Consider the following 13,925-nt stretch of genomic DNA (forward strand, 5'->3'; position numbering starts at 1 on the left):
CCATGAAAAACGTCGTCATCGTCGGAGGCGGCTTCGCCGGACTGAACGCGGCCAAGAAACTCGGCGGCAGGGCCGACGTCCGCGTTACCCTGGTCGACCGGCAGAACTACCACCTGTTCCAGCCGCTGCTCTACCAGGTGGCCATGGCCGGCCTGTCACCCGCCGACATTGCCACGCCCATACGGAGCGTGCTCGCCCGCTGCCGAAACATCTCGGTGCTTCAGGGATCGGTCGAGGGGGTCGACCTGCAGGCGCAGGCCGTATCGGCGGACTTCGGCCGGCTGGAGTTCGATTACCTGCTGCTCTGCTGCGGGTCGATGCCGAGTTACTTCGGCCACGGAGACTGGGAGGAAAACGCGCCCAGCCTGAAGACGATACCGCAGGCCACGGAGATCCGCCGGCGCTTGCTGAGCGCCTTCGAGGCGGCGGAACGGACCGACGATCCCGAGACACGCCGGCAGCTGCTGACCTTCGTCGTCATCGGCGGCGGCCCGACCGGCGTCGAGCTGGCGGGCGCCATCGGGGAAATGAGCCGTTTCACGCTTGCAAGGGACTTCCGGAACATCGACACCCGGCTCACGCGGGTCATCCTGATCGAATCGGGTCCGCGCATCCTCTCGATGTTCTCCGAGCAGCAGGCGGCCCGTGCGGCGCGGGACCTGGAAAAGCTCGGCGTGCAGGTCTGGCCGAACACCCTGGCGACGGACATCGACGAACACGGCGTGCAGGCGGGACCGGAACGCATTGCGTCCTCTACAGTGCTTTGGGCGGCTGGGGTGCGGGGGGTTGAAGTCGCGGGACTGATCGGCCGACCTGGACAACAACCGGAACGCGCTCGAACAGACCGCGGGAGCGGCGTCGAGACGGACCGGAGTGAAAACGTGAGGTTAGACCGCGGCGGTCGCGTGGTGGTCGACGAAGACCTGACTATCCCCGGCCATCCGAACGTGTTCGTCGCGGGCGACCAGGCCTGCTTTACCCACCAGACCGGCGCGCCGCTTCCCGGTACGGCGCCCGTGGCGATCCAGCAGGGCCGGTACGTGGCGCGGGCGATCTGCCGCGACCTCGCGGGCAAGCCGCGGGAGCCCTTCCGGTTCGTCGACCGGGGCCAGATGGCGACCATCGGCCGCAGCCGCGCCGTGGCGGAAATCGGCAAGCTCAGGTTCTCCGGCTGGTTCGCGTGGATCACGTGGCTGGTGGTCCACGTCTACTTCCTCGTCGGATTCAAGAACCGGCTGCTCGTCGTGCTGCACTGGGCCTGGTCCTACGTGACGTTCCGGCGCGGCGCGCGCCTGATCGTCGAACGCGAGTGGCGGTTCGGCGGACGCGCCGGGCGCAAGGACAAGACCGTGCCCGCCGCGGACAAGACCGTGCCCGCCGCGGACAAGACCGTGCCCGCCCGGGACGTAACAAGGACAGAAGGAAAGGATTGATGACAGGAAGCCACCTCTCCATGGCCCTGCGGCACATGGGCCGGTATCGGAGTTATACGGCCATAAACGTCCTCGGTCTCGCCGTCGGGATGATATGCGCCATCCTGATCTTTCTGTACGTGCGCTACGAACTTAGCTACGACCGCTACCACGAAAAGGCCGACCGCATCTACCGGGTAACGCTCAACGACAGCGCGCGGTCGCCCCGTGAACTGGGTCCGATGCTCCAGGCCGACTTCCCCGAAATCCAGCACTTCGCCCGGATGCTTCCCACCATCGGCACGTGGATCATGAAGCACGAAGACCGGATCTACTACGAGAAAAGCGTGTACTGGGTCAACAATGCACTGTTCGACGTCTTTACTTTTCCCCTGGTGAGAGGCGATCCGGATCACGCCCTGGAATCGCCGTACACGGTGGTCATCAGCGAAGACACCGCCCGGAAGTACTTTGGCGATGAAGATCCCATGGGCAAAACCATCATCGCCGACAACGGATACATGCTGCTGACCGTCACCGGCGTCATGGAGAACATACCGGAAAACGCCCACTTCCACGCCGACTTCCTGATCTCCCTGGCTTCGGCATACGACAAGTTCGAATGGAACAGGTCTGCGGGGATCTGGTTCTCCACGCTGTTCTATAACTATATCGTCTTGCCGGTAGGCCATCCGCTGGAGGAGACCCAGCGGAAATTGCCCGGTTTCGTGGAGAGACATGTCGAAGCGAGTTACCTGGAAGATCTCGACCGTTACGAATTGTCGCTGCAGCCCGTCACCGACATACACCTTTTTTCCCATCTCGAGAACGAGCACGGCGCAAACACCGATGTGGCCTACGTGTACATCCTGATCGCCATCGGGCTGTTCATCCTGGTCATCGCTTCGGTGAATTATGTAAACCTGTCTACCGCACAGTTCGTGCACCGGGCCCGCGAGATCGGCATGCGCAAGGTACTCGGGGCGTCCCGGGGGCAGTTGATCCGGCAGTGCCTGGGGGAATCGGTCCTGATGACCATCCTGGCCGTGTTGATCGCCCTGGCGGCCGTCTACTTCATCGCGCCGTATTTCGACGCGCTGCTAGGCCAGTCGATAGCCTCGGACCACGCGCTGCATCCCCTGTGGTGGCTCGCCCTGCCGGTCATCGCGGTCCTCATCGGACTCCTTTCGGGCGCATACCCCGCCCTCGTGTTTTCCTCCATGCGGGCCATTCCCGGGCTCAAGGAAGGACGGCCCTACCTGCCGGGCGGCGCATGGTCCCGGAAGATCCTGGTCGTTTTTCAGTTCGCCATTTCCACCGCGCTGATCATCGGCACCGGCATCCTGTTCAGCCAGTTGAACTTCATTCAGCACAAGAATCTGGGCTTCGAAAAGGACCAGGTGATCGTGATTCCGACGGTCGAGCAAGTGGCGACCAACTACCAGCCGTGGAAAGATGCCCTGTTGCAGCACCCCCTTGTGGAGGGTGTGAGCCAGGCCATCACCCTGCCCGGCCTGTTCGGCACCGTCGGCCGACCGTCGACGGGCACGATGCAGCGTGTAGAGGACCCGGATCACGTCAGGCACAGCATCCATGGTTTCCAGGCCTCCGTGGACTTCGTGGAGACGATGGGCATGGAACTGCTCGCGGGCCGGTCCCATCGCGGGGCTTTCAGAAACGACACGGAGTGGGAGCACATCGTGATCAACGAGGCGGCGGTGCGCGTCCTGGGCTGGGAAACGCCCGAAGAGGCCATCGGGCAGCAGATCCGGTTCGCCAGTGGATACACGCACACGGTGATCGGCGTGGTCCGGGACTTCCACTTTCGGACCCTGCACCTGGAAATCGAACCGCTGGTGCTCTTTCACGGCACCGGCCTGCACCTGGTGGTCCGGATCCGACCGGAGGATATCAGGAGCACCCTGGATTACATCGAAGCGGCATGGTCGGATTTCTTCCCCGATTTTCCTTTCGCCTTTACGTTGCTCGACGAAGACATCGGCCGCCAGTACCGGAACGAAATGCGTATCGGCTACTTCTTCGGCGTGTTCGCCCTGGTGGCGGTTTTCCTGACCGGCCTGGGTCTGGTCGCCCTGGTCTCGTTCACGGCCGAGCGGCGCACCCGGGAGATCGGTATTCGAAAGGCGCTGGGCGCTTCCGTGCGCCGCCTGCTGGGCATGCTGTCCGCCGAATTCGTCGTGCTCGTGCTTGTGGCCAATCTCGTTGCGTGGCCGACGGCCTGGCTGATCATGGGACGCTGGCTGGAGAGCTTCGCCTACCGGATCGAGATGGGGTGGGGGATTTTCTTTGCTTCCGCCGGCGCCGCGCTGTTGATTTCGATGGCCACCATCGGCTATCACGTGACCAGGGCCGCGCTGGCCAATCCCGCGGAAGTGCTGCGCAGTGAGTGAGAAATGAGGACCGGATGGAAAAACGGATGGAAGAACGGATGAAATCGGCACAATCCTGGGACCCGGAACGCTATGCCCGCAACGCCCGGTTCGTCGCGGACCTGGGCATGCCCGTGTTCGAGTTGCTGGATCCGCAACCCGGCGAACGTATCCTGGACCTGGGGTGCGGCGATGGGGCGCTGACGGCGAAACTGGTGGATATGGGCTGCAGCGTCGTCGGCGTGGACAGCAGCGCGGAGCAGATCGAGGCGGCGCGGAAGCTGGGTCTCGACGCCCACGTCACGGACGGGCACGCGCTGGATTTCGAAGGCGAATTCGACGCGGTGTTCAGCAACGCCGCCCTGCACTGGATGGGCCATCCGGACGAGGTGATCGTGGGCGTGCGCCGCGCGTTGAAACCCGGCGGACGATTCGTGGCGGAGTGCGGCGGGCACGGGTGCGTGAATACCATTGTACTGGCACTCACGGAGGCACTCAAGCGGCGCGGCCTGTGGAAGGAGGGAATCAATCCGTGGTATTTCCCCACCGACGATGAATACAGGGGCCGGCTGGTCCGGCAGGGGTTCGACGTGCAGTACATCGCGCTGATCCCCCGGCCCACGCCGTTGCCCGGAGATATCGGCGGCTGGCTCGAGACCTTCGCCGAAAGCTTCACGTCCCGGGTTCCTGTCGCGGACCGACCGGAGTTTCTGGACGAGGTCCGGGAAGCCATGCGGCCCAGCCTGTGCGATGCGGACGGCGCATGGACGGCAGACTACATCCGGTTGCGGTTTTCGGCGGTGAAGAAGGGGTGAGGTGAATCAGAACCAACAACGTGAGAAAGGATGCTAGAATATGTCTCCCAAGAAGGCAGCATTAGATTCGGAAATGGTACATCGTTTCGTGTACGACGCCCACAGCGATTTCGAGAGCGTCAAGGCATTGCTGGACAAAGAACCTGCACTGGTCAATGCCTGCTGGGACTGGGGCGGCGGCGACTGGGAAACCGGGCTCGGGGCGGCCGCGCATATGGGACGCAGGGACATCTCGGAATACCTGCTGCAGCATGGGGCGCGCATCGACCTCTATGCCGCGGCCATGTTGGGGAAGCTGAGCATCGTGCAGGCCGTTCTCGCCGACAATCTATCTGAAAAAGACAAGCCGGGCCCCCACGGGATCTCGCTCATGGCTCACGCGAGAAAGGGAGGCAAGGAAGCCGCGGAAGTCGTGAAGCTGCTGAGGTCCCTGGACAAGAAGCCGAAGTGAACGGAGAAAGAGCAATTTGCGGAGAACTATCCAAACCCATTCGACAGAGCGCGACGGCAAGCGGTACATCTGGTACACCGAACGGCTGTGGGAGCTGGCGAAGGACCTGCCGGTATACGATGTCGACGTCGATCTTTTCGAGGAGCTGGACCGGGACTGCTGGTTCGGCGAAGGCAGGACGCCGACCATACGGGAGGTGGCCGACCACTGCCGGCGGATCAACGAGACCGACCCGCGCTACCCCGTGATCTTAAACGACAACGGGCAACTCATGGACGGCGGTCATCGGCTTGCGCGTGCTCTGCTTGAGGGGCGAAAGACGGTGAAGGCGGTGCGTTTTGAGGAGATGCCGGAACCGGATGAGATCGAGGCGTTGTGATCACAAGCAAATGATGTCGTAATATCACAAGTCTTATGTACTTCGCGTAGCACCTACCCCATCCGCAGACTCCGGTCCTCAAGCGGCAAATCGACTCGCACGTTTCCCCGGCGGTGAGATTCCCTTAATGCAATGGCGATTTCGAGGGCTTCACGTCCGAACTCGCCCGGGCAGGTCGTCTCTCTTCCCGCTTCAATGGAACGGCATACGCCTTCTATCGCATCGACCATGGAACTCCGGGGATGCCAGGGCCCAGGCAGGTGGGTATGGGCAGGCGCGCCAGTCACTGGATGAGGCGCCCACAACTCGAACTGGGCGTGGGAGTTTCGGGATACGATACGGCCGGTTTCGCCGATGAACTCGAGGGACCAGGAGTAGACGTGCGATTCGGACCGTGAGTTCAGGATGGTCCGGATCCCGTTCTCGTATACGATTATTCCTGATCCGGGGATATCGGTTTCGGACCGCGCCTGCTCGTCCGTGTCGATCAGGCCGACGACCCACTGCGCGGGCGCGCCGGCGAAAAGCCGTAGCAGGGCCAGGGTGTGGCTCTGGATATTGGACAGCGTCGACGGGCTGTGGCAGACCATGGACTTCAGGGGGCCGATGGCGCCTTCGGCAATGAGCCTGCGTGCCGTCGTATAGTAGCCGTACCAGTTGAGATGGCAGGCCATGGCGAGGATGACGCCGTTCCTGGCGCAGGCGTCGATCATGGCATCGGCCTCGGCCAGCGTGCGGCACATGGGCTTCGTGGCGAAGATGGCCTTCACGCCCAGTTCGGCCAGTCCCACCGTGATCTCCGCGCGCGGCTCGGGCCGCGTAGTCAGGCAGATCACGTCGATCGCTTCCTTCTCGACCATCTCCTTGTAGTCGGTGTACAGGGCCGCACAGCCCCAGCGCCGCCTGAAATCCGCGAGCTTGGCGGGGTCCTCGTCCGCGGCGGCCACGAGATCGATCCCCCTCGCCTCCATCATGGCCGGCGCGTGCGCCCATGGCCACGGGTAATGGGGCTGACCGACGTGCTCGTCGTCGATGGTACTGCCCATCCTCCCGCAACCGACCACGGCGCCGCGATAGGTATGCTCCGGTGCGGTGGCTCGCACGGTTTGAAAGGCTTCGCCTCCAGAGTCCGGCATTGGCGTTACTTCCTCGAGATCAGCGGTCGACCTGATGGTCGTCGGAAATCCGAAGATGACCCTCGACCCGACCCAGGCGGGTATTCACCCCATCCATGCGGGTGTTCACCCGATCCAGGCGGGTGTTTATATCGTGTATTTCGGTCCGAACCTCTGAGAACTTGACATTCATTTCGGTTCGTAGTCCTTTGATATCCTCCCGCAAAATCCCGATGTCCTCCCTCAGTACATTCGTCGAACGCCCCAGGAAGGTCAGGATCGCCACGACGAGGACGCCGGCGGCCGTGGTTCCCTGAATGAATATACCGATGGTTTCCATGGTCAGGTCCTTTCATTGAGGTTGAATGAGCACTCCGCTTAATGGATTAGTGTGCGTAGTCTCACCAAACCTCGTAACTGAACTTCTCCTGACCTGGATGGGTTGCGTGACCTGGATGGATCACAGGTTCTGGCACGGGCGCGTATAGTGACTATTTCGATCCACCGAAGTCCGCTACAGGGAAAACGTCATACCTGCGCCAAACCTGAGCCCGTTCAGGGTGATAGAACGATTCGTATCCTGGTCGTCCCCGCTCATGCGATGGTACTTCAAATCCAGTCGGACGCCAAGAAGCCCGATGTCGTTGGTAAAAAACCACACATCGCATCCCCCGCCGACGAATCCGCCGATTGACGTGCTCCTGTGGGCCAATATCCTCGGCGGGCGTTCGATGGTTCCCAGGAGGACGCTTGGGAAGTTCGCGTTATAGCGGCCCGCGCCGGCCTGCAGATACATTCGGGTTGTCCGCGAGACCATGGTGGAGGTTTCTGCGAAGAACGACAGGGCCGAAATGTATGCGCCCGGTATCCTGGGTGAGTGGTCCAGGTTGTTCACCGTGTACTCGGCATGAGGAGTTACCATGAACTGCGACCAACTGGCGCCCGCCCAGAGAAAACCCGTAATGCGGACCGAAACGCCCAGGTCGCCGCCCAGGTAGGACCTGGCCGCCATCTTGAGATTCGGCAGCGGCACGCGGGCCTGGCCGGCTTCGGTTGGCGCCAGTCTCGTGGCCTCCAGGCCCAGTTCGCCGAACTGCGCCATCCAGTTTCCGGTATACCACATCGCCAATTGTGCGCCCTTCGAGCGGGTTGCGAATCGGGTGGACCGTTCAGTTTCGTTCCGGTATATGGCGTCGGCCAGGTACTGCCGGATGCTGCCGGCGTTCGGACGGTAGATTTCCTCGTAACCGATCTGGTTCGGCCTTAACTCGATCAACATCATGAACAGGTCTGCTGCTTCACCATATGTTTCCTGGTCGAAGAGTTCGACCGCGCTATCGTAAATCGCCTGCAGCCTTGCGATTTCCGACGCGATGTACCCCGCTTTCTGACTCTGGGCCAGCAGGAAGTTGTTGCGGGCAGCCTGCTCATCACCCCGCTCCAGTAATGCCAGAAACGTAAGGAATGAGGATAGTGCGGTGGATCCAGCCTTCTCCTGCGTGAACTCATCCCGTTTCAGGGCGGCTTCGTCCAGGTCTATACCGTAGGCCGCGCTCGCCTGTGGGTGGTCCGGATCTATTTCGAGACATTTCCGGTAGTATTCCGCGGCAGTCTCCACTTCCTCCCGTAAGGCCGCAAACAGCGCTTGCTGGTACAGGTATTCCGCCAGTGCCAGGCGCACGTTCTCCCAGTTGTCCCATTCCTCCAGGTATCTGCCGGCGGAATAGGGCGACCGGGCGTCGACTTCTTCCGAGGTTGGCTGTCGTTCCAACAGGTGCCAGAGATCATAATAAGCGTTGAGCAGCGCTTCCGGCGAGTCCGACTGGGCTTGTGCGGCCTGTGCGACCTGCGTATTCCAGCACAGACTGGCCATGCAGCATACTGCTATAACGCGAATCACCGTCCGTTACCTCCGGCATGAGGCGGCGAGGGTCCATTCCGTGGTCCGGTGCAGCGCAGTACCGTCATATCAGTTCGACCGGTTTTCCGTGCGGGGTGTTGAGATACGCCCTTTGCCACGCGTCCCTGCGGTCGGAAGCTTCCTCCTTTGACACGAGCCCGCGCTCTCTGCAGAGGCGCTCCAGCGCCCGGAGCCAGTGCTTGTAATAAGTATCGCCCAGGTCGGGGTCGCCCTCCCGCTGTGCCGCGCGTATCTCCTCGCTCAACGTGGCGGTCCACTCGTCCCACGTGAAGTGACCCTGGGCGGAGAGACGCACCGTGATCGCAAACGCCGATGCCTCCCATGGCGCGGCAAACGCCGGCGAGCCATCGTCCCCCAGCGGGATGTTCCCCAGCGAAATGTCCCCCAGCCCATTCGTACCGCCGGGCAGTTGCGGGTCGGTCATGGTGCAGGCTCCAGGTACGTCTCCCAGAGGTCGACGTATACGGCGCTGTTCGCGTTGGCCGATTCCCCCCACAGATCACGGCCCTCGAAGCGAACGTTGTAGAGGTGCCTTCCCTCTTCCACGCCCTGGGAGCTCAGGTCCGGATACACCTGCGATCCGTAGTGCTCACGCACGATCCCCGTGTAGCCTCGAACATAGCCCGGTACCCGGGTGTGCCCAGGCCGATAGCGGTTGATCGCGCGTACACGGTCGCCCGACGAGAATCGGGGCGATGAGGACGCAGGCCTGACGTAGCTCGAAGTCATGTAGGGGGCCGCACGCACCTTTTCGGCATGCACCACCTTCTCCATGATGTGTTCCGGCACGGGGGTCGATGCCCTTCCCGCTTGCAGTTCCTCCTTCGAAACGAGACCGGACCTGACCAGTTGCTGCCTGATCCCCGCGAACCAATTCTCATAATAGGAGTTGGCGAGATAGTCGGCGGGAGGCAACTGTTCCCTGTTGTGACGCGACATGTCGATGTTCCACAGTCCCAGAAGTCCTATGAGCCGGACGATTCCGTACACCCGGCCCTCCCATTCCTCGTGGAAGACTGGCTCCTCGGACTCCGGCTCAGGCCGCACCGGCCCGAACCCTCGCATCCCGCCCATATCGTGTACACCGCTCATGCTTTGCGGACCTCCGATTCCGGACGGCGCGCCTCCTCGACACCGATCATAGCGTTACGCGTAATGAGTTCCATGAGTTCTTCCTCACCCCATCCCTCCGTGCCTTCGGGACGCTGCGGCAGTACGAGGTAGCGCATTTCGGACGTGGAATCCCACACGCGCACCTCTTTCCGCTCGGCAACCTCCGTACCGAACTGTGCCATCACACCGCGCGGATCCAAGACGGCCTGTGCTCTGTAGGGCGCGGACTTGTACCAGACGGGGGGCAGGCCGAGGAGCGGCCACGGGTAGCAGGAGCAGAGCGTACAGACCACGAGGTTGTGCACGTCGTCCGTGTTCTCCACGACACGTATCTGCTCGCCCTGCGCCCCTACGTAGCCCATCGATGCGATGGCGCCATTCGGGTCGTCAAGCAGCCAGCGTTTGAACGCTTCATCCGTCCATGCACGCGCCACGACGTGTTTCCCGTTCGCCGGACCGATCTTGTCCTGGTACAGGTCGATGAGCGCGTCCAGCGCTTCCGGATCGACGAGGCCTTTTTCCACGAGCAGCGATTCGAGCGCTTTCACGCGCAACTCGATATCCGGGGGCGGGTCCGTGTGGTCTTGATCGTGTCGGTGATCGTTGGTCATGCGGTACTTCTTTACTATCGCTCGCCGCGGAAGTGGCTCACGCGCCGTCCTGCCCGATCAGCAGTTCGAGCGGCTGCTCGAGGATTTCCCTGAGGTGGGAGAGGAATTGGCCGGCGACCGCGCCGTCGATGAGCCGGTGGTCGGAGGACAGGGTGACCGACATCATGGCCTTGATCTCGACCTTGCCGTCCGCCACGACGGGGGTGTCCTTGACCCGCCCCACGGCGAGAATGGCCGCTTCCGGCGGGTTGATGATGGCGGTGAACTGGTCCACGCCGAACATGCCGAGATTGGAGATGGTGAAGGTGCCGTAACCGTAGTCTTCGGGACCCAGGCCTTTACCACGGGCCTTCTCGCCCAGATACCGGGTCGCCGCGGCGATGTCGAAGACCGATTTCTGATCGGCCGATGCCACCACGGGCACGACCAGTCCGTCATCGAGGGCGACGGCGAAGCCAACGTTCACGTCGGCGTATTCCACGACCTCCCCGCCCTCGAGGGAGGCGTTGACGGCGGGAAAGGACCGCAAGGCGATGCCGGCGGCCTTGATGATCAGGTCGTTCACGGAAACCCTGGCCAGGCCGCGCTTCTCACCATAGGCGATCAGCTGTTCCCGAAGCCCGGTAAGGCGGGTCATGTCCACGTCCATGGTGAGGTAGAAGTGGGGAATGGTCGACGCGCTTTCGGCCAGTCGCGTCGCGGCGACCTTGCGCAGTCCGCTGAGCGGTGCGCGGCGCTGGACGCGTTTGGAACCCGGGCCGGCCGGAGCCGCTGTGGGAGCCGGGGCCGCAACGGGAGCCGGGGCCGCAACGGGAGCCGGGGCCGGCGCGGGTGCCGCTGCGGCGGTCCGGGCGGCGTAGGCCTCCACGTCGGAAAATACGATCCGCCCGCCGGGACCCGTACCCGCGATTTGTTCGATGGCGATGCCGAGATCGCGGGCGTGCCGCCGCGCCTTCGGGGAAATCTTCACGCGGCCGGGTGGTCCGGGCGTTGCGGCGCCGGCGGCCGTTGCGGCGCCGGCGGCCGCCGCGCCATCCGCGCCCCCTGTGGTGCCGTCCGCTGCGCCGTCTGCGGCCGGGGCATCCTCGCCTCCCGTAGTGCCATTCGCTGTACCGTCCGATGTGCCGACCGTCGCCGCGTCGCCGTCACCGGGGTCACCCGCGTCGACCGCTCCGGCAATGACTTCGCCCGCTTCGCCGATGTAACCGATGACCTGCTGAATGGGCACGTCGTCGCCCGGGCCGTTCAGAATCTTGAGCAGCGTGCCGGAAGCCTTGGCCTCCACTTCCATCACGCTCTTGTCCGTTTCGACGTTGAAGAGCACCTCGCCTTCCGTGACGGAATCGCCTTCCTCTTTCATCCACTCCACGATGATTCCGGATTCCATGGTCATGCCGAGAACGGGCATGATGATTTCAGTGGCCATTACGGGCTCCCCGGGGTGCTCTGCAACGCACGGACCAGTTCGGTTTACGTCGTGCTAAACCCTATGTATGTAACTGACTTACAACGCGGTTCAAAGTGCGTAGAGCATACACTTCCACGTGGTTGGCGTCAAGCATTTTTTGATTGACTTGGACCGGCGGGAAGGGATAGATTCACCCCGATTCTGCATTCGAAAATCGCGGAAGGAAAACCGTCCCGAGGTATGGCATCTTCTCCGCGGAACGAATGTATGAACAGGTGCTCGGAACGCCTTGATCCGAGGCCCTGTCCAGCTGTTGTTCACCTACCTGCGTGGAGGATCCAAGCCACATGGAAATCAAAGTCGATCGATACACGAAAGTGGTGTTGACGCTGATCGCCGTCGGCCTGCTGGCGAATGTATTCAAGGATGAACTGTCCAGCGTGTCCACGCCGTTGAATCCCCGTCCGGCCATGGCCAAGAACATCGTCATGGGATCCACGATCTCGAATATGGGACAGCGTTTCATCACGGCCAGCCCCGACGGGAAGACCGTCTACACCTGGTTCCGGGAAGAGGACCAGCAATGGTACGATCGCGACAAGGTGTATTTCATAGACGCCGCGCACGCGGACGATTGACAGGCGCGCCGTGGGTGAAGATTACGCTGAGGAGCGGGCCGCGGGCGACGGTCCAGCCGATCCGATGATCACGGGTCTCGTTCTCGCCGCCGGCCGGTCCGAGCGCATGGGGACGCCGAAGCAGTTGCTGCCCTTCGGCGGCGTCACGCTGATCGAACAGGTGATCCGCACGCTGACGCGCTCGCGCCTTGGAAAGGAAGTCGTCGTCGTGTTGGGTTACCGCGCCATGGAAATTGTAAAGCGGATCTCGGGGTTGCCGGTCCGCCTCGCGTACAACCCGGACCCGGAAGGCGACATGTTATCGTCGATCCGATGCGGCCTGGCGTACATCGAACCCGATCAGGCCATCATGATCGCGCTCGGCGATCAGCCCCTGGTTACGACCGGAATCGTGAACCGTTTAATCGACGAATACGAGGGACGACCCGAGGGCATGGTACTCCCGGTGCACGACGGGAAGCGGGGACATCCCATGATCCTGTCGCCCGCGTACCGCGAGGAAATCCTGTTCGAATCCATGCCAGGCGGATTGAAGGCGCTGCGCGACCGGCACTCAGGCAGCGTCCGCGCGGTACCGGTGGACACGGATGCGGTACTCGTCGACCTGGACCACCGAAGCGATTACGAAGAGGCCCTGCGTAGATGGAAAGAGGAACCCGAATCCGGTGAGCGCTAACGTACTCGTTACCCGGCGCATTCCCGACGAATCCATCCGGATGCTGGACACGGCCTGCGGTGTGGTAGACGTCAATCCCCATGACCGGGCGATGACCCGTGGGGAGTTCCTCGAGGCGGTCCGTGGCCGCGACGGGCTGCTCTGCCTGCTGACCGAGGACATCGACGACGAGGTCCTGGACATCGCTCCGGGCCTGAAGGGCATAGCCATGTACGCGGTAGGGTACAACAACGTCGACGTGGACGCCTGCACGCGGCGCGGCATTCCGGTGTCCAATACCCCGGGCGTGCTGACCGACACGACCGCCGATATCGCCTGGGCCCTGATATTCGCCACGGCCCGCCGGGTCGCGGAAGGCGACCGGTTCGTGCGGGAGGGACGCTTTGCGGGATGGGGTCCTCTGCTGATGCTGGGCAGCGACGTCACGGGCAAGACGCTGGGCATTGTCGGCGCGGGACGCATCGGTACGGCCACGGCCCGGCGGGCCGCCGGGTTTTCCATGCCCGTCGTCTATACGAGCCGCAGGCGCAACGCGACCATCGAGTGCACGGGCGCGCGGTATCTCCCGCTGGACGACCTGCTCAGGGAATCGGATTTCGTGTCGCTGCACGTGCCGCTCACGCCCGAAACCACCCACCTCATCAGCGGACGCGAACTGGACCAGATGAAGTCCACGGCCTATCTCATCAATACGACCCGTGGACCCGTAGTCGACGAGAAGGCCCTGGTCCGGGCGCTGCGCGAAGGCGCCATCGCCGGTGCGGGACTCGACGTCTTCGAGCGGGAGCCGGCACTGGAACCGGGCCTGGCGGACCTGGAGAACGTGGTCCTGCTGCCCCACGTCGGCAGTGGGACGGTCGCCACGCGCATCAAGATGGGCAACACGGCCGCGGCCAACCTGATCGCCATGGTCAGCGGGGAGGACCCGCCGAACTGCGTGAACCCGGAATGGAAGCAATTTAAACCTTCAACACCATCGGAATGATCAGATACAGG

Annotated in this window: 15 protein-coding genes; 8 read left to right on the forward strand and 7 right to left on the reverse strand. The window is 62.8% G+C overall.

Annotation, left to right across the window (positions count from 1 at the left end; all coding sequences use genetic code 11):
* Nucleotides 1-2: 2 nt before the first annotated feature.
* The 5 genes from F4X08_13235 to F4X08_13255 are packed head-to-tail and all read left to right on the forward strand — an operon-like array spanning nucleotide 3 to nucleotide 5,447.
* Complete coding sequence (locus F4X08_13235; protein MYD26766.1) at nucleotides 3-1,433, forward strand: NAD(P)/FAD-dependent oxidoreductase; 1,431 nt, start codon at nucleotides 3-5, stop codon at nucleotides 1,431-1,433.
* Nucleotides 1,433-3,823, forward strand: a complete 2,391-nt coding sequence (locus tag F4X08_13240) for an FtsX-like permease family protein (GenBank protein ID MYD26767.1) — start codon at nucleotides 1,433-1,435, stop codon at nucleotides 3,821-3,823. Before F4X08_13235 ends, F4X08_13240 begins: the two co-directional genes overlap by 1 nt.
* Before the next feature lie 38 nt (nucleotides 3,824-3,861).
* Nucleotides 3,862-4,617, forward strand: a complete 756-nt coding sequence (locus F4X08_13245; protein ID MYD26768.1) for a class I SAM-dependent methyltransferase — start codon at nucleotides 3,862-3,864, stop codon at nucleotides 4,615-4,617.
* A gap of 40 nt (nucleotides 4,618-4,657) precedes the next feature.
* The gene (locus tag F4X08_13250; GenBank protein ID MYD26769.1) at nucleotides 4,658-5,068 is read left to right on the forward strand and encodes an ankyrin repeat domain-containing protein; all 411 of its coding nucleotides are present in this window, start codon (nucleotides 4,658-4,660) and stop codon (nucleotides 5,066-5,068) included.
* Between the two features lie 16 nt (nucleotides 5,069-5,084).
* The gene (locus F4X08_13255; protein MYD26770.1) at nucleotides 5,085-5,447 is read left to right on the forward strand and encodes a chromosome partitioning protein ParB; all 363 of its coding nucleotides are present in this window, start codon (nucleotides 5,085-5,087) and stop codon (nucleotides 5,445-5,447) included.
* A 53-nt stretch (nucleotides 5,448-5,500) separates the two neighbouring features.
* On the opposite strand, the gene F4X08_13260 is transcribed toward F4X08_13255, so the two are convergent.
* The 7 genes from F4X08_13260 to F4X08_13290 form a co-directional block, all read right to left on the reverse strand.
* Nucleotides 5,501-6,583, reverse strand: a complete 1,083-nt coding sequence (locus tag F4X08_13260) for a Gfo/Idh/MocA family oxidoreductase (protein MYD26771.1) — start codon at nucleotides 6,581-6,583, stop codon at nucleotides 5,501-5,503.
* Between the two features lie 19 nt (nucleotides 6,584-6,602).
* On the reverse strand, nucleotides 6,603-6,902 hold the full coding sequence (locus F4X08_13265) for a hypothetical protein (protein ID MYD26772.1): 300 nt from the start codon (nucleotides 6,900-6,902) through the stop codon (nucleotides 6,603-6,605).
* Between the two features lie 174 nt (nucleotides 6,903-7,076).
* Nucleotides 7,077-8,435 carry a hypothetical protein gene (locus F4X08_13270; protein ID MYD26773.1) on the reverse strand — a complete coding sequence of 453 codons (1,359 nt, stop codon included), beginning with the start codon at nucleotides 8,433-8,435 and terminating at the stop codon, nucleotides 7,077-7,079.
* A gap of 91 nt (nucleotides 8,436-8,526) precedes the next feature.
* Nucleotides 8,527-8,907, reverse strand: coding sequence for a nitrile hydratase accessory protein (locus F4X08_13275; protein MYD26774.1), 381 nt, complete (start codon nucleotides 8,905-8,907; stop codon nucleotides 8,527-8,529).
* Entirely contained in the window at nucleotides 8,904-9,575 is a 672-nt protein-coding gene (gene nthB / locus F4X08_13280) for a nitrile hydratase subunit beta (protein ID MYD26775.1), read from the reverse strand. The genes F4X08_13275 and nthB overlap by 4 nt, the downstream gene beginning before the upstream one ends.
* Nucleotides 9,572-10,207, reverse strand: coding sequence for a nitrile hydratase subunit alpha (gene nthA / locus F4X08_13285; GenBank protein ID MYD26776.1), 636 nt, complete (start codon nucleotides 10,205-10,207; stop codon nucleotides 9,572-9,574). Before nthA ends, nthB begins: the two co-directional genes overlap by 4 nt.
* Nucleotides 10,208-10,244: 37 nt before the next feature.
* Complete coding sequence (locus F4X08_13290) at nucleotides 10,245-11,633, reverse strand: 2-oxo acid dehydrogenase subunit E2 (GenBank protein MYD26777.1); 1,389 nt, start codon at nucleotides 11,631-11,633, stop codon at nucleotides 10,245-10,247.
* A 329-nt stretch (nucleotides 11,634-11,962) separates the two neighbouring features.
* Between F4X08_13290 and F4X08_13295 the strand changes: the two genes are divergently transcribed.
* From F4X08_13295 to F4X08_13305, 3 genes are read left to right on the forward strand one after another with little or no spacing between them, the layout of a single operon-like run.
* Nucleotides 11,963-12,253 carry a hypothetical protein gene (locus tag F4X08_13295; protein ID MYD26778.1) on the forward strand — a complete coding sequence of 97 codons (291 nt, stop codon included), beginning with the start codon at nucleotides 11,963-11,965 and terminating at the stop codon, nucleotides 12,251-12,253.
* Between the two features lie 10 nt (nucleotides 12,254-12,263).
* Entirely contained in the window at nucleotides 12,264-12,929 is a 666-nt protein-coding gene (locus F4X08_13300; GenBank protein ID MYD26779.1) for a nucleotidyltransferase family protein, read from the forward strand.
* On the forward strand, nucleotides 12,841-13,914 hold the full coding sequence (locus F4X08_13305) for a D-glycerate dehydrogenase (protein ID MYD26780.1): 1,074 nt from the start codon (nucleotides 12,841-12,843) through the stop codon (nucleotides 13,912-13,914). The genes F4X08_13300 and F4X08_13305 overlap by 89 nt, the downstream gene beginning before the upstream one ends.
* Nucleotides 13,915-13,925: the final 11 nt, after the last annotated feature.

The organism is Gemmatimonadota bacterium, from assembly GCA_009841265.1.
In the GTDB taxonomy this organism is placed as follows: Bacteria; JAAXHH01; JAAXHH01; order JAAXHH01; family JAAXHH01; genus JAAXHH01.

Bases quoted from the DNA above. Each gene is read 5' to 3' on its own strand.
- F4X08_13260 (MYD26771.1), bottom strand. From the start codon at position 6,583: ATGCCGGACTCTGGAGGCGAAGCCTTTCAAACCGTGCGAGCCACCGCA.
- nthB (MYD26775.1), bottom strand. From the start codon at position 9,575: ATGAGCGGTGTACACGATATGGGCGGGATGCGAGGGTTCGGGCCGGTG.
- F4X08_13290 (MYD26777.1), bottom strand. From the start codon at position 11,633: ATGGCCACTGAAATCATCATGCCCGTTCTCGGCATGACCATGGAATCC.
- F4X08_13240 (MYD26767.1), top strand. From the start codon at position 1,433: ATGACAGGAAGCCACCTCTCCATGGCCCTGCGGCACATGGGCCGGTAT.
- F4X08_13245 (MYD26768.1), top strand. From the start codon at position 3,862: ATGAAATCGGCACAATCCTGGGACCCGGAACGCTATGCCCGCAACGCC.
- F4X08_13250 (MYD26769.1), top strand. From the start codon at position 4,658: ATGTCTCCCAAGAAGGCAGCATTAGATTCGGAAATGGTACATCGTTTC.
- nthA (MYD26776.1), bottom strand. From the start codon at position 10,207: ATGACCAACGATCACCGACACGATCAAGACCACACGGACCCGCCCCCG.
- F4X08_13275 (MYD26774.1), bottom strand. From the start codon at position 8,907: ATGACCGACCCGCAACTGCCCGGCGGTACGAATGGGCTGGGGGACATT.
- F4X08_13295 (MYD26778.1), top strand. From the start codon at position 11,963: ATGGAAATCAAAGTCGATCGATACACGAAAGTGGTGTTGACGCTGATC.
- F4X08_13265 (MYD26772.1), bottom strand. From the start codon at position 6,902: ATGGAAACCATCGGTATATTCATTCAGGGAACCACGGCCGCCGGCGTC.
- F4X08_13270 (MYD26773.1), bottom strand. From the start codon at position 8,435: ATGGCCAGTCTGTGCTGGAATACGCAGGTCGCACAGGCCGCACAAGCC.
- F4X08_13305 (MYD26780.1), top strand. From the start codon at position 12,841: ATGCGGTACTCGTCGACCTGGACCACCGAAGCGATTACGAAGAGGCCC.
- F4X08_13235 (MYD26766.1), top strand. From the start codon at position 3: ATGAAAAACGTCGTCATCGTCGGAGGCGGCTTCGCCGGACTGAACGCG.